Source organism: Streptomyces sp. G5(2025), from assembly GCF_049542075.1.
GTDB lineage: Bacteria > Actinomycetota > Actinomycetes > Streptomycetales > Streptomycetaceae > Streptomyces.
In genome coordinates this window covers 4,006,950-4,023,429 of the sequence record NZ_JBMUZT010000006.1, presented here as the reverse complement: position 1 = coordinate 4,023,429, position 16,480 = coordinate 4,006,950, and the positions used below count along the sequence as shown (strand labels likewise).

The window sequence follows — 16,480 nt, the reverse complement described above, 5'->3', positions numbered from 1 at the left end:
CGATGGGGGACGCACGAGATGAGCAGCCAGGACGGCGCACAGGGGCGGTACGCGGGGCGTTCGCTGGCCGGCGGCCGCTACCAACTGCGCGATCTGCTCGGCGAAGGCGGCATGGCCTCGGTCCACCTCGCGTACGACGCCGTTCTCGATCGCCAAGTCGCGATCAAGACGCTCCACACCGAACTGGGCCGCGAGCAGTCCTTCCGCGAGCGCTTCCGCCGCGAGGCGCAGTCGGTGGCGAAGCTCACGCACACGAACATCGTGTCGGTCTTCGACACCGGTGAGGACACGCTGTCCGACAGCGGCTCCGCCGCGGGCGACGGCGCTCCGATGCCGTACATCGTCATGGAGTACGTCGAGGGCAAGCCGCTCGGCTCCGTGCTCGACGCGGCCGTCGCGCAGTTCGGCGCGATGCCGACCGACCAGGCGCTGAAGATCACCGCCGATGTGCTGGCGGCGCTGGAGATCAGCCACGAGATGGGGCTGGTGCACCGCGACATCAAGCCCGGCAACGTCATGATGACCAAGCGCAACGTCGTCAAGGTCATGGACTTCGGCATCGCCCGCGCCATGCAGTCCGGTGTCACGTCGATGACGCAGACCGGCATGGTCGTCGGCACCCCGCAGTACCTCTCGCCGGAGCAGGCGCTCGGCCGCGGCGTCGACGCGCGCTCCGACCTCTACTCTGTCGGCATCATGCTCTTCCAACTGGTCACCGGGCGGCTGCCGTTCGAGGCGGACTCACCGCTGGCCATAGCGTATGCGCACGTCCAGGAGGAGCCGGTCGCTCCGTCCTCGATCAACCGCTCCCTGCCGCCGGCGGTCGACGCGATCGTCGCCCGCGCGCTGAAGAAGAACCCGAACGAGCGCTTCCCCACCGCCGAGGCCATGCGCGACGAGTGCCTGCGCGTCGCCCAGTCCTTCCAGGCGGCGGCCCCCAGCATCGTGCCGGGCGCGCCGACGGCGAGCGGCGCGGGCGTCAGCTCGGCGGTCTTCCCGCCGGTCGACTCCTCGCTCCCGCAGCAGGGCGGCAGTGTCCAGACGCCGTACCAGCCGGGTCCTACGGCCCCCCGTCCACCCCGGCCCCGACGCCGGGGTACGGCTACCCGCCGCAGCAGGGCTACCAGACCCCGACGCCCACCAACGCGTACGCGCCGCAGCAGGGGGCGCACACCCCGCCGCCGTACAACCTCTCCCCCCAGCCGGCCACGACGACGTCCCCTTCGGGCTCGGGCGGCGGCGGCAAGCGGCGGAACATGCCGGTGATCGTCGGCTCGATCGTCGTCGCGCTCATAGCCATCGGCGGCCTGATCACCGCGCTCACCCTCAACAACGGCGACGACGACGGCAAGGAAGCCTCCGGGGACAAGTCGAAGACACCGGTGGCGGGGCACAAGGGGCCCGAACGCAACAACACCATCGAGGTCGAGGAGTGCAAGGAGCCCGAGACGTCGTACAACGACGAGAACAAGGTCAAGGTCCCCGACTTCACGTTCAAGGACTGGAAGTCCGTGCTCTCGTGTCTCCAGGCCGCCGGGTGGGAGTACGAACCGCGCCGGATCAATGAGAACGCCTATGGGGAGGACACCGTCATGCGGCAGGTCCCCAAGGAGGGCTCGGACATCGACCCGAAGAACCCTCCGGAGTTCCAGCTGGACATCTCCACCGGTAACCCGGCTTAGTTCTTCCGGCCCCTGCGGCGAGGGCCCGGTACGCGTCGTTCCGCGTACCGGGCCCTCGCCGCACCCGTCGTATGCAGGTCCTACAGGTAAGGCCCCCCCGTACGGCCCGCGAGGCCGCCCTCCTCGTCGTCATCGCCGCCGCCCATGCCGGGCGGCAGTGCCCGGCGCATCTGCTCCAGCTGGGCCCGCGCCGCCATCTGCTGTGCGAACAGCGTCGTCTGGATGCCGTGGAAGAGGCCTTCCAGCCAGCCGACCAACTGGGCCTGCGCGATGCGCAGTTCCGCGTCGCTGGGGGTCGCCTCCTCCGTGAAGGGCAGGGAGAGCCGCTCCAGTTCCTCGACGAGCTCAGGGGCGAGGCCGTCCTCCAGCTCCTTGACCGAGCTGGCGTGGATCTCCTTGAGGCGCACCCGGCTCGCCTCGTCGAGAGGAGCCGCCCGCACCTCCTCGAGGAGCTGCTTGATCATGCTGCCGATGCGCATGACCTTGGCCGGCTGTTCGACCATCTCCGTCACCGGTACCTCGCGGGATTCGTCGTCTCCGCCACCACCGAGAGCCATTCCGTCCTGGCCCACGACCAGGACTTGGGGGCTCTCCGGTGACCGTTCGCTCCTCGGCATCTCCATGCCGCCATTCTCTCGCACCCGTACACCACACATCGGTGGTGCCCCCGTAAGACGGTGATCCACCCTCAGTCGCGTCGTAGGCGCAGCCCCAGGAAGCCGAGGCCGAGGCCGATGAGGATCAGCCCGCCGCCGAGCGGCAGGACGCGCAGGGCCGGGAGCACCGGCTCCGTGGGCGCCGGCCGCCCGGCGTCGGCCACGGTGTCGTGCTGCGTCACGTGGACCTGTCCCGTGTCCCTCGGCGGCACCGAGGGCGGTGGTGCGGACGGTGGCGGATCGGGCAGCGGCACATCGGCGCGCCCCGGCCGTGCGCGGCCCTCACCCGCGCGGCTCCCGGCCCGGGGCGTCTCGTCGACGGTGGTGACGGGCCCCCGGGGGGCGGGGGCGGACTGGGCCGCGTACGTCACGGCGGCGGGTACGAACGCCGCCAGGACCGCGCACAGCGTCGCCACGAGGACCGCACGAAGAGTACGAGGAGTACCAAGAGTCACCCACGAAACAGCCACCGCGCCGGCCGCCTCCCGCTGTCGGGACACCAAGGGTCAGTCGGGAGACCCGAGGTCAGAGGATCATCACGCCAGTGACAGCGTCACACGGCACGACGATTGCGGCACCCTGACCGCGCCCGCCCGGGGTATGGCCGCTACCGCGTGAGCAGCACCTTTCCGATGTGGCTGCTCTCCTCCAGGACCCGGTGCGCCGCCGCCGCGTCACTCATCGGCACCGTGCGGTCGACGATCGGCCGTACGTGGCCGCCGGCGATCAGCGGCCAGACGTGCTCCCGCACCGCCGCGACGATCGACGCCTTCTCCGTGGCGGGGCGGCCGCGCAGCGACGTGGCGGTGACGGCGGCGCGCTTGTTGAGGAGCGTGGCGATGTTCAGCTCGCCCTTGACGCCGCCCTGCATGCCGATGATGGCGAGCCGGCCGTTGACCGCGAGGGAACGCACGTTCCGCTCCAGGTACTTCGCGCCCATGTTGTCGAGGATGACGTCCGCGCCGGCCCCGCCCGTGGCCCGCTCGATCTCCTCCACGAAGTCCTGCTCGCGGTAGTTGATGAGGATGTCGGCGCCGAGCTCCTGACAGAACGCCAGCTTCTCCTTGGTACCCGCCGTGACGGCGACCTTCGCGCCGACCGCCTTGCCCAGCTGGATCGCCATGGTGCCGATACCGCTCGAACCGCCGTGCACGAGCAGCGTCTCGCCGGGCCGCAGGTGGGAGATCATGAAGACGTTGGACCAGACGGTCGAGGTCACCTCGGGCAGCGCCGCCGCCGTCACGAGGTCGACGCCGTCGGGTACGGGGAACAGCTGACCGGCCGGGACGGCGACCTGCTCGGCGTAGCCGCCGCCCGAGAGCAGGGCGCACACCTCGTCGCCGACCGCCCAGCCGGAGACGCCTGGGCCGAGCGCGGTGATGCGGCCCGCGCACTCCAGACCGGGGTACGGAGAGGCGCCGGGCGGCGGGCTGTACGCGCCCTGCCGCTGGAGCAGATCGGCGCGGTTCACGGCGCCGGCCACCACCTCGACCAGCACCTCGCCCTCACCGGGAACGGGATCGGGCACCTCGGCCCACACGAGCGCTTCGGGGCCGCCGGGTTCGGGAATCGTGATCGCATACATGCGGCCGAGGCTACTCCCGCGCCTGGCAGAAACACGCGGTACCGCGCGCCCCGCCAAGGCCGCGGGGAACGGCAGCCCCGTCAGGGCGCGGGGAGCTGCGCGACCCGCCACGACGCGCCCGCACCCGTACCGGGACAGCCCGCCACCGCACCGCGCCGCGCCCGCCGCGCCCGCCGCGCCCGCAGGATCTCAGTCCGTCGGCAACGGCCTCGCGTCCGGCGCGACCACCGTCCCCGGCGTCGCCCGAACAATCGTGATCAGTCGGTCCGTCAACTGCAGCTTCCCGACGGCCGGATCGTCGTACCCCAGCACCCGATGCCCGCGTACGACACTCACGACCAGGTCGTCCGTCTCCCGGACGCCCCGCCCCACCTCTGCCTTTATGACCGGCCGCTCGACGAGGTCGAGCCCCGTGCCCTGCTGGATCAGGTCCTCCATGACCATGCCCGCGCTCGGGCTCAGCACGGAGAGGCCGAGTAGCCGTCCCGCCGCGCTCGCGCTGGTGATCACCGCGTCGGCCCCGGACTGCCGCAGCAGCGGCGCGTTCTCCTCCTCGCGCACCGCGGCAACGATCTTCGCCCCGCGGTTCAGCTGCCGAGCGGTGAGGGCGACCAGCACCGCCGTGTCGTCGCGCTGCGTCGCGATGATGATCTGGCGGGCCCGCTGCACCTCCGCACGGAGCAGCACGTCGCTGCGCGTGGCGTCGCCGACGACACCCGCGTACCCCTCCGCCGTGGCCGCGTCGATCACCTTCGCGCTGGGGTCGACGACCACGATCTGCTCCGGCTTCAGGCCGGTCGCGCAGACGGTCTGGATCGCCGAGCGGCCCTTGGTGCCGAAGCCGACGACGACAGTGTGTTCACGCAAGTTGGACCTCCAGCGGGACAGACGCCATTCCTCGCGCGTCCGTTCCGTGAGCACTTCGAGGGTCGTGCCGACCAGGATGATCAGGAAGAGCACGCGCAGCGGCGTGATCAGGAGGATGTTGGTGAGCCGAGCGCTGTCGCTGTACGGCACGATGTCGCCGTAACCGGTGGTGGAGAGCGTCACCGTGGCGTAGTACGCGGCGTCGAGGAAGTCGACCCGCTGGTCGGAGTTGTCGTGGTAGCCGCCGCGGTCGACCCAGACTATGAACGTCGTCAGGGCGAGTACCAGCAGAGCCATCGCCAGCCGCCGGGTGACCTGGCGCAACGGCCGTTCCACCACGCGCTGGGGCAGCTTGATCCGGTGGGTCGTGTGATGCTCGGCGGGGTCGCGGGCGATCGCGTCGCTGCCGGGAAGTTTCACGTGAAACACCCCCCGCTGCCACCCTGGGTCCACGGCAGGTCGAGGATCTCCAGCTCCTGGCCCTTGCGCGCACCGCCGGGCGGTACGACCGCGAGCCCGTCGGCCGCCGCGATGCCGCGCAGCATCGCCGGGCCGTTGAACCGCAGCGGCACGGCGTGCTCGGCGCGCAGGGTGACGGGCACGAGGCGGGTGTCGTGCGGGTGCCCCTGCACGTCATCGCGTACGGGCGCGGTGTACGCCGCCTCGGCCGCGCCGCCGCCGGGCCCCGCCGCACGCCCGATGAGCGTACGCAGCAGAGGTTCGGCCAGCGTGAGCAGTCCGGAGACCGCGGCGAGCGGGTTGCCCGGCAGTCCGACGAGGTACCGGCCGGGGCGGATGCGGGCCAGCAGCATCGGGTGTCCCGGGCGCACGGCGACGCCGTCCACGAGCAACTCCGCGCCGAGGCGGCGCAGCGTGGGGTGGACGTGGTCGACCGGGCCCGACGCCGTGCCGCCCGTCGTGACGATCAGGTCGGCTGTGGAGGTCGCGAGCGCCTCGTGCAGCGCCTTGGCGTCGTCGCCCAGCCGCCGGACCGAGATGACCTCGGCGCCGAGCGCGCGCAGCCAGGGCGGCAGCATCGGCCCGAGCGCGTCCCGGATGAGGCCCTCGTGGGGCAGTCCCTCGGTCAGCAACTCGTCGCCCAGTACGAGGACTTCGGCGCGGGGCCGGCGGACGGCGCGGAGCGTGTCGTACCCGGCGGCCGCGGCGAGCCCGAGCACGGCCGGGGTGACCAGGGCCCCGGCGGGCAGGAGACGGTCGCCCGAACGGCACTCCTGGCCGCGCGGACGGATGTCCTGGCCCGGCACCACCTCGCGCAGCGCGTGCAGCCTGCCCTTGTCGTCGATGCGGCCGTGCTCGCTGCGCAGCACCGCCGTGGCATCCCGCGGGATGCGGGCGCCCGTCGCGATGCCGACCGCCTCACCGTCCCCGAGCGCTTCCGGGGCGCCGTGTCCGGCGAGGACGCCTTCACCCCGTACGGCCCAGGGGCCCGGGCCCGCGACGGCCCAGCCGTCCATGGCGGAGGTGTCGAACGACGGCAGGTCGGTGAGGGCAGCGAGCGGGGCGGCCAGGGTCAGGCCGAGGGCCTGGTCCAGCGGGACCGACACCGGGTCGCCGCCGGTCCGGGGCACGGTCTGCGCGGCGCGGGCGCGGGCGGCGGGCCAGGGCGTGACGTCGTGGTGTCGGGCCTGGCCGGGGGCGGGGGTGGTCCGCGGAGCCAGCCCAGGCTGTGGGGCAGGCGTGGGGGTCGCCGCGGCCGGGGGCGCCGAGCGGGGGACGGCACGGTGGCCGTCCCGGCACTCGTTCACCAGGGCCAGGGCCTCGTCGAGCTCGGCGTCCGGCGCGGGGTGGCCGCTCATCCGACGTCCGGATCGGTGCGGGGGGTGGCGGTGGCGCTGGGGGTGGTAGCGCTGGGGGTGGTGGGGCGCGTGGGGCTGGGGGTGGTGGGGGTGGGGGTGGTGGGGCGCGTGGCGCTGGGGGTGGCGTCGGGCGTGGCGGGCGGCGTGGTGGGCGGCGTGGCGCTGAGGGTGGCGGGCGGCGTGGCGGGCGGCGTGGTGGGCGGCGTGGCGCTGAGGGTGGCGGGCGGCGTGGCGGGCGGCGTGGCGGGCGGCGTGGCGCTGAGGGTGGCGGGCGGCGTGGCGCCGGGCGTGGTGGGGGGCGCGGCGCCGGGCGTGGTGTCGGGCGTGGTGTGGGGCAGCGCCTCGGGAGCGGCGCCGGAAGCGGGCTGGGGATGTGCGCCGGTGGCGGCCTCTGCTTGCGCCGCGCCCGGCATCGGGTCCTGTCGGTCCTCGTCCGCCCAGCGGGCCGCGAGCGCCGCGGCCTTGCGCGCCGCCTCGGCCACCGCTGCGGCACCGTCCGCCGTCCCGCCCCGCGCGGCGGCCTGCGCCGCCGCGTAGCCGACGAGGAAGGTGGTCAGCGGCGCCGCGGGCCTGGCCACGCCGTGCGCGGCATCGCGTGCGAGGTCGAGGAGGGCGCCGGTATCGACGTCGAGTTCGATGCCCAGCTCGTCCTTGACTGCGGAAATCCATTCGTCCAACACGTGCCCATGCTCCCTGATACGCGCCCGTGCGGCGGCGATGTCGTCCCAGGTGTCGCAGTCGAAGGCCGCCACGGGGTCATCGACCCTGGTCAGATCGAGCCGCGCGGTGAGCAGCCGCAGGGGGCGCCCGGCGAGTCCGGAACCGTACTCCGCGGCCTCGCGGGTCGCACGGAGCTCGTGGGTCACACGGGTCCCGTGGGTCGCACGGAGCTCACGGAGCTCACGGAGCTCACGCCGCAGCGAAGCACTCCGGTAGGCGGCGACGAGCGGCTGATCACGGCCCCCGGGGTCGGTGAGGACCGCCCCGTCCGCGCCGCTGTCGCACAGGGCGGCGAGCAGGCGACGTACCGTCTGCTCACCGAGGAACGGCAGGTCGGCGGAGAGCACCACCACCAGCTCCGCCGTCGTGCGCCGCAGCCCCGCGTCGAGCGCGGCCAGCGGCCCGCCGCCCGGTGGGTCCTCGCACGCCCACACCACAGGCCGCGCGGTCGGCCTCGGCGCGGCCACGACGACGGTGGTCCCAGCGCCGGAACAGGCGGCCAGGACCCGGTCGATCAGCGCCCGGCCGCCCACGCGCACGCCGGGCTTGTCGGCGCCGCCGAGCCGCGCGGCGCCACCACCGGCGAGCACCACGGCGTCATAGGGGGCACCCTCATTCGCGGTCACCCCCCGAGTATGGGCATACGGGGGATCATTGCCACCCCCGCGAAGGGCCCACCGGGCAGCGGACTTACATCGCCCCCACCCCCATCTCCCCCGTCACACCGACCGCAGCAGCACCGCCGGGTGCTCGACGCAGTCCGCCACGTACCGCAGGAAGCCGCCCGCCGTGCCGCCGTCGCACACCCGGTGGTCGAAGGTGAGCGACAACTGCACCACGTGCCGCACGGCCAACTCCCCCTGGTGCACCCATGGCTTGGGGACGATGCGGCCGACGCCGAGCATGGCCGCCTCGGGGTGGTTGATGATCGGCGTGGAGCCGTCGACCCCGAACACGCCGTAGTTGTTCAGCGTGAAGGTGCCCCCGGTCAGCTCGCCGGGGGTCAGCGTCCCGGACCGCCCCGCCTCCGTGAGCCGCAACAGCTCGGCGTTGATCGACGCGGTCGTCCTCGACTGCGCGTGCCGTACGACAGGGACGACAAGCCCACGATCCGTCTGCGCGGCGAACCCGAGGTGGACGTCGGCGAACCGGCGCACCTCGCGCGCCTCCATGTCCACACTGGAGTTGAGCTCCGGGTACCGGGCCAGCGCGGCCACGGTGATGCGGGCGAACAGCGCGAGCAGCGACACCTTCTGACCGTCCCGCTCCGCCGTCGCCCCGTTCGTCGCGCCGTTCATCGCACCGTTCGTCGCGCCGTCGTTCATCGCGGCGCGGGCCGCGAGGAGTTCGGTCGCGTCGGCGTCGACCCAGCAGGTGGCCTCGGGGATCTCGCGCCTACTGCGGGACATCTTGTCCGCGACGAGGCCCCGGATGCCGGTCAGCGCGTGCCGGGACTCGACGCCCGCGCGCGTGGGCTCCTGCCCCGCCTCGCCCTGGCGGCGCACCTCGGTCGGCACCTCGGCGGGCACCCCGGACGCCGCCCCGATGGCCGCCTCGACGTCGGCCCGCGTGATGAGACCGTCCGGGCCCGACCCCGCGAGCTCCCGCAGCTCCACCCCGTGCTCCCGCGCCAGCCTGCGCACGAGAGGGGAGATCACCGGGACAGGACCGTCCCCGCGCGCGGGAGGCCGCTGCGGGCCGCGTCCCCCGGGAGCCGCGGCAGGCGCCGGCGAGGCGGCCCGCGTCGGCCGCACCCTCCTGCGGCGGGCGGGGGCCGCCCCCGTGCCGTAACCGACCAGGACGTTCCCGGAGGACTCCTCCGCCGCCGCCTGGAGGGCACGCTCGGCGGGCTCCTCAGGGGCGTGCGCCTCGGCCGGGGCGCCCACGGCGACCGTCAACAGGGGTGCCCCTACCGGCAGTTCCGCGCCCTCCTCGCCGAAGCGGGCGGTGACCACGCCTCCGTAGGGGCAGGGCACCTCGACCATCGCCTTGGCCGTCTCGACCTCGACGACCGGTTGGTCCACGGCGACGACGTCCCCGACCTCGACGAGCCAGCGGACGATCTCGGCCTCGGTCAGACCTTCACCGAGGTCGGGCAGTTTGAACTCCATACTGTTCACATCAAAAGCAGGCGCCATCAGTTCTCCGCCTCCCACTGCAAGCGCGCGACCGCGTCCAGGATCCGGTCCACGCCCGGCAGGTGGTGCTTCTCCAGCATCGGCGGCGGATACGGGATGTCGAACCCGGCGACCCGCAGCACCGGCGCCTCCAGGTGATGGAAGCACCGCTCGGTGACCCGCGCGGCGATCTCCCCGCCGGGGCCGCCGAAGCCGCCCGACTCGTGCACGACGACCGCTCGCCCCGTGCGTCGTACGGACGCGGCGACCGTCTCGTCGTCGAAGGGCACCAGCGAGCGCAGGTCGACCACTTCGAGGTCCCAGCCCTCGGCGCGCGCGGCCTCGGCCGCCTCCAGGCAGATGGGCACGGACGGGCCGTACGTGATGAGCGTGGCACTGCGCCCGGAGCGCCGCACCACCGCGCGTCCGATCGGTTCAACGCTCTGCGGGGCGTCCGGGTTCCAGTCGGCCTTGGACCAGTACAGCCGCTTGGGCTCCAGGAAGACGACCGGGTCGTCGGAGGCGATGGAGGCCCGCAGCAAACCGTAGGCGTCGGCGACCGTGGCGGGCGTGACGACCTGGAGCCCCGGAGTCGCCATGTAGTACGCCTCGGAGGAGTCGCTGTGGTGCTCGACGCCGCCGATCCCGCCGCCGTAGGGCACGCGCACGGTGAGGGGCATCGGCATCGCGCCCCTGGTGCGGTTGCGCATCCGCGCCACGTGTGAGATCAGCTGCTCGAAGGCGGGGTAGGCGAAGGCGTCGAACTGCATCTCGACGACGGGCCGCAGGCCGTACATGGCCATGCCGACCGCCGTGCCGAGGATGCCCGCCTCGGCCAGCGGCGTGTCCGTACAGCGGTCCTCACCGAACTCCTTGGCGAGCCCGTCGGTGACCCGGAAGACACCGCCGAGCGCACCGACGTCCTCCCCGAGGACGTGCACGGAGGGGTCCTCTGCCAGGGAGTCACGCAGCGCCCGTCCGAGCGCCTGTGCCATGGTGGCCGGTTTGGTGGCCGGCTTCGCCGCGACCGTGGTCATCGCGTCCCGCCCTCCGATGCGTCCGGCTCTTCCGAGGCCACTTCGAGCTCCGCCCGCAACTGCGCGGCCTGCTCCCGCAGTTGCGTGGTCTGCTCGGCGTACACGTGCGTGAAGAGGTCCATGGGGTCGAGCAAGGGGTCTTGGTTCATGCGCTCGCGCAGGTCGGCGGCCATGGTCTCGGCGTCCTCGGCCGTCCGCCGCCTGCCGTCGTCGTCCAGCAGTCCGCGCTCCGTCAACTCCCGCTCCAAGAGGAGGATCGGGTCATGATCGCGCCAGGCATCCACCTCGGCGTCGGGGCGGTAGCGGGCGGCGTCGTCGGCGTTCGTGTGGGCTTCCATGCGGTAGGTGACCGCCTCCACCAGCGTCGGGCCGCCGCCCTCACGCGCGCGGGCCACCGCTTCGCTCAGGACCTCGTGCATCGCCGCCGCGTCGTTGCCGTCCACCAGGCGGCCCGGCATGCCGTAGCCGACGGCCTTGTGGGCGAGGGAGGGGGCCGCGGTCTGCTTGGCGAGCGGCACGGAGATCGCGAAGCCGTTGTTCTGCACGAGGAAGACCACGGGGGCCTGCCACACGGCGGCGAAGTTCAGTGCCTCGTGGAAGTCGCCCTCGCTGGTTCCGCCGTCCCCGACCATGGCGAGCGCCACCACGTCGTCACCCTTGAGCCGGGCGGCGTGCGCGAGGCCCACGGCGTGCGGGAGCTGCGTGGCCAGCGGGGTGCACAGGGGCGCGATGCGGTGCTCGCGCGGGTCGTACCCGGTGTGCCAGTCGCCGCGCAGCAGCGTCAGGGCGCTCACGGGGTCGAGACCGCGGGCGACCACGGCGAGGGTGTCCCGATAGCTGGGGAAGAGCCAGTCCCGCTCCTGGAGGGCCAGCGCGGCGGCGACCTCGCAGGCCTCCTGTCCGGTGCTGGAGGGATAGACCGCGAGCCTGCCCTGCCTGGTCAGCGCGGTCGCCTGCGTGTTGTAGCGGCGGCCTCGCACCAGCTCGGCGTAGAGGCGGCGCAGGAGCCCCGGATCGGCCTTCGCGGCGGCTTCGGTGCCAAGGACGCGGTAGGGCTCCGCGTCCGGCAGCAGCGGCGCCGGGTCGGTCCTGGGCTGCCAAGCGGGGGGCGGGGTGGGCCGGTAGGCGCCCCGCTGCTCCATGACCGTCATCACGGCACCTCCTGGGGAAGCGGACTCCTCGTGGGAGCGGCAAAAGAGGCGCAGCGATGTGAGGCGCCTCACCTACCGATTGTTCGGTCGTCGGCACATTTTGGCTACAGGCACCGCCAGGCTGTGGACAAACGGTTCTCCACAGCCTGGGATGGATGCAGTACGTCCATGGTAGGGAGGCGGGGGGACATGGCATCTGAACGAATGGCCGACCAGCATGCCGACGACCGGCCGGAGCCCGAGCTTCCGGAACCGCAGCGACCGGAATCCCGGCTACCGGAGCCACGACTCCCGGAACCCCGGCTCCCGGAGCCGCGGCCCCTGGACGCCATCGACCGCGACATCCTCCAGATCCTGCACACGGACGGTCGCGCCTCGATACGCGCCGTGGCCGAGCGGGTGCATGTGTCACGGGCCAACGCGTACGCCCGCATCAACCGCTTGATCGACGACGGCGTCATCCGCGGATTCGGGGCGCGCATCAACCACGAGCGGGCCGGACAGGGCGCGTCCGCGTACATCACGCTCAAGATCGTGCAGAACACCTGGCGCACGGTGCGCGAGCATCTGCGCGCACTGCCCGGCGCCTCGCACATCGCGCTGGTCAGCGGCGACTTCGACGTACTGCTCCTGGTGCACACGCCGGACAACCGCGCCCTGCGGGAGCTGGTGCTGACCCGTCTACAGTCCATCCCCGAAGTCCTCAGCACGCGCACCTTGCTGGTCTTCGAGGAGGAGGACTTGAAGAGCCCCGCGAGCCCCGAACCAGAGCGCTGAGGCGGGCGGTACGGACCCGGGCTCAGCGGTCGGTGCGCAGCCCCGCGAAGGCCAGCTGCACCACGGCGTCGGCGATCTGTGAGCCGTTGGCCGCGCCCCGGCTCTCCGGGCGGTACCACTCCACGATGGAGTTGATCATTCCGAAGAGCAGCCGGGTGGCGAGGCGCAGCTCGACGTCGGAGCGCAGGTCGCCGTCCGCGACGGCCTCCTTGAGCAGCTCGGCCACCTGCTGGTCGAACTCCCTGCGCCGCTCCAGGGCCCACCGCTCGGTGCCGGTGTTGCCGCGCACCCGCAGCAGCAGCGTCACATAGGGCAGCTCGGCGACCAGGACCTCCACCGTGCGGCGCGTGACGTACTCCAGGCGCTCGACGGCGCTGCCCACGCGCGCGTGCTCCTCGGCGAGGATCCCGAAGAGGCCGTCGATCGCCCGGCTCACCGCGCGGCGCAGCAGCTCCTCCTTGCCCGTCACGTGGTGGTAGATCGACGACTTGGAGATGCCGGCCGCCTTGGAGAGGTGCTCCATGGACGTGCCGTCGTAGCCGCGCTCGTTGAAGACGCGGACGGCGACGCTCAGCAGCGTCTCGGGGGTGTACGTGTCCCGCCGGGCGGTGGTCATGAGTACTCCTCTCGCACGGCCTGGCGCCGCAGTGCCTGGGAGGGCGCGTAACGCCCGGTGGGGTACTCGTCGTGCAGGAGGTCCAGCGCCTCGGCGACGCGGTACGCGGTGAGGCGGCGGCCCCATTCGACGGGCCCGAGCGGGTAGTTGACGCCCAGGCGCATGGCGGTGTCGACGTCCTCGGCGTCCGCCACCTCGCGCCCCACGGCGTCCAGGGCGGCATCGACGAGCATCCACACGGTACGGGCGACGACCATTCCCGGCGCGGGGCCGATGACGCTGACCTTTTTGCCGAGCGCCTGGAAGAGGCCGATCGCCTCCTTGAGGGCCGGTTCGCCCACCCTGCTGGAGGGGGCGAGGGCGATGCGGGTCGCGGCGCGGTAGTCCAGGGCCAGGTCGAAGTGGATCGTGGGCTCCGCCGCGGCGTCGGGGGACATCCCGTCGGCAAGCTCCAACCGGGCGCCGCCGGGCAGCTCGATGGAGCCGGGGTGGCTCGGGGTGTCCGTCCCGCGTCCGACCTGGATGCCGGCCTCCCGCATGAGGCCGGGCAGGGCGTCCGCCGCGAACAGGTCGCCGTGGACGGTGACGGACTGCGGGGCCTGCTCGGGGCCGGCGGTGTGCGGCTCCGCGCGCGGGGCGTCGTCCCCGTAGGCGTACCAGCCCTGGCCCGATTTGCGGCCGAGGCGGCGTGACTCGACGAGCCGGCGCTGGGCCAGTGAGGGCGTGAACTTGGGATCCTGGAAGAACGACTCCCACACGGAGCGCGTAACGGCTTCGTTGACGTCCTGGCCGATGAGGTCGGTGAGCTCGAAGGGGCCCATCTTGAAGCCGCCGCACTCGCGCAGCACCGCGTCGATGGTGGCCGGGTCGGCGACCCGCTCCTCGTACAGGCGCAGCGCCTCGGCGTAGAAGGGCCTGGCGACGCGGTTGACGATGAAGCCCGGGGTGTCCGCGCAGCGCACCGGTGTCTTGCCCCAGGCCTGCGCGGTCTCATACGCGCGCGTGGCCGCCGCCTCCTCGGTCGCGAAGCCGCTGACGACCTCGACGAGGGGGAGCAGCGGGGCGGGGTTGAAGAAGTGCAGGCCCACGAAGCGGCCCGGTGCGCGCAGGGCGCCCGCGATGGCGGTCACGGAGAGGGAGGAGGTATTGGTGGCCAGCAGACAGTCCTCGGCGACGACGTCCTCCAGGTCCTGGAACAGCCTTTGCTTGACGTCCAGTTGTTCCAGTACCGCCTCGACGACGAGGCCGCAGCCGGCGAGCTCGGCGAGGTTCTCGGCGGGCGTCAGCCTGGCCGCGGCAACGCGGTCGTCGGCGGTGAGCCTGCCCTTCTCGACGAGCCGGTCCAGGCGGGCACCGATCGCGTCCGCCGCCGCCTTGGCCCGGCCGGGGGCCGCGTCGTACAGCCGCACGGGGTGGCCGGCCACCAGGGCGACCTGTGCGATGCCCTGCCCCATGGTTCCGGTGCCGACCACGGCAACGGCGCTGCTGAGATCGAGTGCTGTCATGTTCGCGATCCTCCCGCACGGTCCGTCGGCCGGAGGTTTCGGGGTGGCCCCGGAGGGCCCGTGGATGGCCGCGATGAAAGTTGTCCACAGGTTTGGCGGACCCTCTTGTCCCGACCGATCGTTCGGTTACTCTAGCTCTGTCAGCCAGTCCCTGCCCACTGGTTCCCACCCGCTGTTCCCGCCCACTCGCCAGCTCGATGGAGAGCTGACCGACGAGGAGTTGGTCCTGTCATGGCCGCCGAACTCACCGCGCACCAGCTGATCGCCAAGCACCGGCCCACCCTCGACCAGGCGCTGGAGACGATCCGCACGCGCGCGTACTGGTCACCCCACCCCGAGCACCCGAAGGCCTACGGGGAGGACGGCAGCCTGAGCCTCTCCGAGGGCAAAGCCGCCTTCGACGCCCTCCAGGGCACCCGCTTCGACCTCGGCCAGCCCGGCACGGACGACTGGGTCGGCGGCGAAGTCTCGCCGTACGGCCTGGAGTTGGGGATCACATACCCCCACCCCGACATCGACACCCTGCTGCCCGCCATGCGCGCCGGAATGCGTGCCTGGCGCGACGCGGGCGCGGAAGCGCGCGCGATGGTCAGCCTGGAGATCCTGGCCCGCATCAGCGCCCGCACGCACGAGCTCGCGCACGCGGTCATGCACACCAGCGGCCAGGCCTTCATGATGGCCTTCCAGGCGGGTGGCCCACACGCCCAGGACCGCGGCCTGGAAGCGATCGCGTACGCCTACGCCGAGCAGGCCCGCACCCCCGACACCGCCGAGTGGCACAAGCCCCAGGGCAAGCGAGACCCGCTCACCCTGAGCAAGCGGTTCACGCCCGTGGCACGCGGCATCTCGCTCCTGATCGGCTGCAACACCTTCCCGACGTGGAACGGCTACCCGGGCCTCTTCGCCTCGCTCGCCACCGGCAACCCCGTCCTGGTCAAGCCCCACCCGCGCGCGGTGCTGCCGCTCGCGCTCACGGTGCGGATCGCCCGCGAGGTCCTCGCGGAAGCGGGCTTCGACCCGAACCTGGTCTGTCTGGCCGCCGAGCGGCCCGGCGAGGGCATCGCCAAGACCCTCGCGGTGCGCCCCGAGATCAAGATCATCGACTACACGGGCTCGTCGTCCTTCGGCGACTGGCTGGAGACCCACGCCCGCCAGGCGCAGGTCTACACGGAAAAGGCCGGGGTCAACACCGTCGTCGTCGACTCGACGGACAACTACAAGGGAATGCTGGCCAACCTCGCCTTCTCCCTGTCCCTCTACAGCGGCCAGATGTGCACCACCCCGCAGAACCTCCTCATCCCGCGTGACGGCATCCGGACGGACGCCGGAGCCAAGTCGTACGACGAGGTGGTGGCCGACCTCGCCGCTTCGGTGAGCGGCCTGCTCGGCGACGACGCCCGGGCGAACGGCATCCTGGGCGCGCTGGTCAACCCCGACGTGAAGGGCCGCCTGGAGGCCGCCGCCGGGCTCGGCGAAGTGGCGCTGGCGTCACGGCAGGTCACCAACCCCGAGTTCCCCGACGCCGTGGTGCGCACCCCGGTGATCGTCAAGCTGGACGGCGCGAAGCCGGACGCCGAGGCGGCCTACCTCAGCGAGTGCTTCGGCCCGGTCTCCTTCGCGGTCGCGGTCGACTCGGCGACGGACGCGGTGGAGCTGCTGCGCCGCACGGTGCGCGACAAGGGAGCGATGACCGTCGGGGCGTACACCACCTCCGAAGAGGTCTCCGCGGCCGTCGAGGAGGCCTGCCTGGAGGAGTGCGCCCAGCTGTCCCTGAACCTCACGGGCGGCGTCTATGTGAACCAGACGGCGGCGTTCTCGGACTTCCACGGCTCGGGCGGCAACCCCGCGGCGAACGCCGCGCTGTGCGACGGCGCGTTCGTGGCCAACCGCTTCCGCGTGGTGGAGATCCGCAAGGACGCGTGACCCGCGCGCGGGAGACGGCTCGGCGGG

Annotated in this window: 12 protein-coding genes and 2 pseudogenes; 3 read left to right on the top strand and 11 right to left on the bottom strand. The window is 72.7% G+C overall.

What is annotated here, in order from left to right; all coding sequences use genetic code 11:
• The first annotated feature begins 18 nt into the window (after nt 1–18).
• Nucleotides 19–1,682 (top strand): annotated as a pseudogene (locus ACOBQB_RS29065) (protein kinase domain-containing protein).
• An 80-nt stretch (nt 1,683–1,762) separates the two neighbouring features.
• Here ACOBQB_RS29065 and ACOBQB_RS29060 read toward each other — a convergent pair.
• The 9 genes and pseudogenes from ACOBQB_RS29060 to pdhA all read right to left on the bottom strand — a co-directional run bounded on the left by ACOBQB_RS29060 (nt 1,763) and on the right by pdhA (nt 11,632).
• Nucleotides 1,763–2,305: a bacterial proteasome activator family protein gene (locus ACOBQB_RS29060; RefSeq protein WP_423595733.1), complete on the bottom strand. Its 543-nt coding sequence runs from the start codon at nt 2,303–2,305 to the stop codon at nt 1,763–1,765.
• Between the two features lie 65 nt (nt 2,306–2,370).
• Nucleotides 2,371–2,754: a hypothetical protein gene (locus tag ACOBQB_RS29055; RefSeq protein ID WP_423595731.1), complete on the bottom strand. Its 384-nt coding sequence runs from the start codon at nt 2,752–2,754 to the stop codon at nt 2,371–2,373.
• 191 nt (nt 2,755–2,945) lie between these two features.
• On the bottom strand, nt 2,946–3,923 hold the full coding sequence (locus ACOBQB_RS29050; protein WP_423595729.1) for an NAD(P)H-quinone oxidoreductase: 978 nt from the start codon (nt 3,921–3,923) through the stop codon (nt 2,946–2,948).
• Nucleotides 3,924–4,112: 189 nt separating this feature from the next.
• Complete coding sequence (locus ACOBQB_RS29045; RefSeq protein ID WP_423595727.1) at nt 4,113–5,219, bottom strand: potassium channel family protein; 1,107 nt, start codon at nt 5,217–5,219, stop codon at nt 4,113–4,115.
• Nucleotides 5,207–6,607: a molybdopterin molybdotransferase MoeA gene (locus ACOBQB_RS29040; RefSeq protein WP_423595725.1), complete on the bottom strand. Its 1,401-nt coding sequence runs from the start codon at nt 6,605–6,607 to the stop codon at nt 5,207–5,209. Before ACOBQB_RS29040 ends, ACOBQB_RS29045 begins: the two co-directional genes overlap by 13 nt.
• A gap of 317 nt (nt 6,608–6,924) precedes the next feature.
• Nucleotides 6,925–7,953 (bottom strand): annotated as a pseudogene (locus ACOBQB_RS29035) (NTP transferase domain-containing protein); the annotation flags it as partial.
• Between the two features lie 93 nt (nt 7,954–8,046).
• Entirely contained in the window at nt 8,047–9,438 is a 1,392-nt protein-coding gene (locus ACOBQB_RS29030; protein ID WP_423595723.1) for a dihydrolipoamide acetyltransferase family protein, read from the bottom strand.
• A 26-nt stretch (nt 9,439–9,464) separates the two neighbouring features.
• Nucleotides 9,465–10,481 carry an alpha-ketoacid dehydrogenase subunit beta gene (locus ACOBQB_RS29025; protein ID WP_423595721.1) on the bottom strand — a complete coding sequence of 339 codons (1,017 nt, stop codon included), beginning with the start codon at nt 10,479–10,481 and terminating at the stop codon, nt 9,465–9,467.
• A complete protein-coding gene (gene pdhA / locus ACOBQB_RS29020) occupies nt 10,478–11,632 on the bottom strand; it encodes a pyruvate dehydrogenase (acetyl-transferring) E1 component subunit alpha (RefSeq protein ID WP_423595719.1) in 1,155 nt (384 codons plus the stop codon). Before pdhA ends, ACOBQB_RS29025 begins: the two co-directional genes overlap by 4 nt.
• 189 nt (nt 11,633–11,821) lie before the next feature.
• Here pdhA and ACOBQB_RS29015 point away from each other — a divergent pair, with 189 nt between their 5' ends.
• A complete protein-coding gene (locus ACOBQB_RS29015) occupies nt 11,822–12,409 on the top strand; it encodes an Lrp/AsnC family transcriptional regulator (RefSeq protein WP_423595717.1) in 588 nt (195 codons plus the stop codon).
• A 22-nt stretch (nt 12,410–12,431) separates the two neighbouring features.
• On the opposite strand, the gene ACOBQB_RS29010 is transcribed toward ACOBQB_RS29015, so the two are convergent.
• Complete coding sequence (locus ACOBQB_RS29010) at nt 12,432–13,025, bottom strand: TetR/AcrR family transcriptional regulator (RefSeq protein WP_423595715.1); 594 nt, start codon at nt 13,023–13,025, stop codon at nt 12,432–12,434.
• Complete coding sequence (locus tag ACOBQB_RS29005) at nt 13,022–14,530, bottom strand: 3-hydroxyacyl-CoA dehydrogenase (protein ID WP_423595713.1); 1,509 nt, start codon at nt 14,528–14,530, stop codon at nt 13,022–13,024. Before ACOBQB_RS29005 ends, ACOBQB_RS29010 begins: the two co-directional genes overlap by 4 nt.
• 231 nt (nt 14,531–14,761) lie before the next feature.
• Between ACOBQB_RS29005 and paaN the strand changes: the two genes are divergently transcribed.
• Nucleotides 14,762–16,453 carry a phenylacetic acid degradation protein PaaN gene (gene paaN, locus ACOBQB_RS29000; protein ID WP_423595711.1) on the top strand — a complete coding sequence of 564 codons (1,692 nt, stop codon included), beginning with the start codon at nt 14,762–14,764 and terminating at the stop codon, nt 16,451–16,453.
• Nucleotides 16,454–16,480 lie beyond the last annotated feature (27 nt).

What these genes read in the sequence shown, in the direction of transcription:
- ACOBQB_RS29050 (WP_423595729.1), bottom strand. Translation starts at nt 3,923, where the DNA reads ATGTATGCGATCACGATTCCCGAACCCGGCGGCCCCGAAGCGCTCGTG.
- pdhA (WP_423595719.1), bottom strand. Translation starts at nt 11,632, where the DNA reads ATGACGGTCATGGAGCAGCGGGGCGCCTACCGGCCCACCCCGCCCCCC.
- ACOBQB_RS29025 (WP_423595721.1), bottom strand. Translation starts at nt 10,481, where the DNA reads ATGACCACGGTCGCGGCGAAGCCGGCCACCAAACCGGCCACCATGGCA.
- ACOBQB_RS29040 (WP_423595725.1), bottom strand. Translation starts at nt 6,607, where the DNA reads ATGAGCGGCCACCCCGCGCCGGACGCCGAGCTCGACGAGGCCCTGGCC.
- ACOBQB_RS29015 (WP_423595717.1), top strand. Translation starts at nt 11,822, where the DNA reads ATGGCATCTGAACGAATGGCCGACCAGCATGCCGACGACCGGCCGGAG.
- ACOBQB_RS29030 (WP_423595723.1), bottom strand. Translation starts at nt 9,438, where the DNA reads ATGGAGTTCAAACTGCCCGACCTCGGTGAAGGTCTGACCGAGGCCGAG.
- paaN (WP_423595711.1), top strand. Translation starts at nt 14,762, where the DNA reads ATGGCCGCCGAACTCACCGCGCACCAGCTGATCGCCAAGCACCGGCCC.
- ACOBQB_RS29005 (WP_423595713.1), bottom strand. Translation starts at nt 14,530, where the DNA reads ATGACAGCACTCGATCTCAGCAGCGCCGTTGCCGTGGTCGGCACCGGA.
- ACOBQB_RS29060 (WP_423595733.1), bottom strand. Translation starts at nt 2,305, where the DNA reads ATGGAGATGCCGAGGAGCGAACGGTCACCGGAGAGCCCCCAAGTCCTG.
- ACOBQB_RS29010 (WP_423595715.1), bottom strand. Translation starts at nt 13,025, where the DNA reads ATGACCACCGCCCGGCGGGACACGTACACCCCCGAGACGCTGCTGAGC.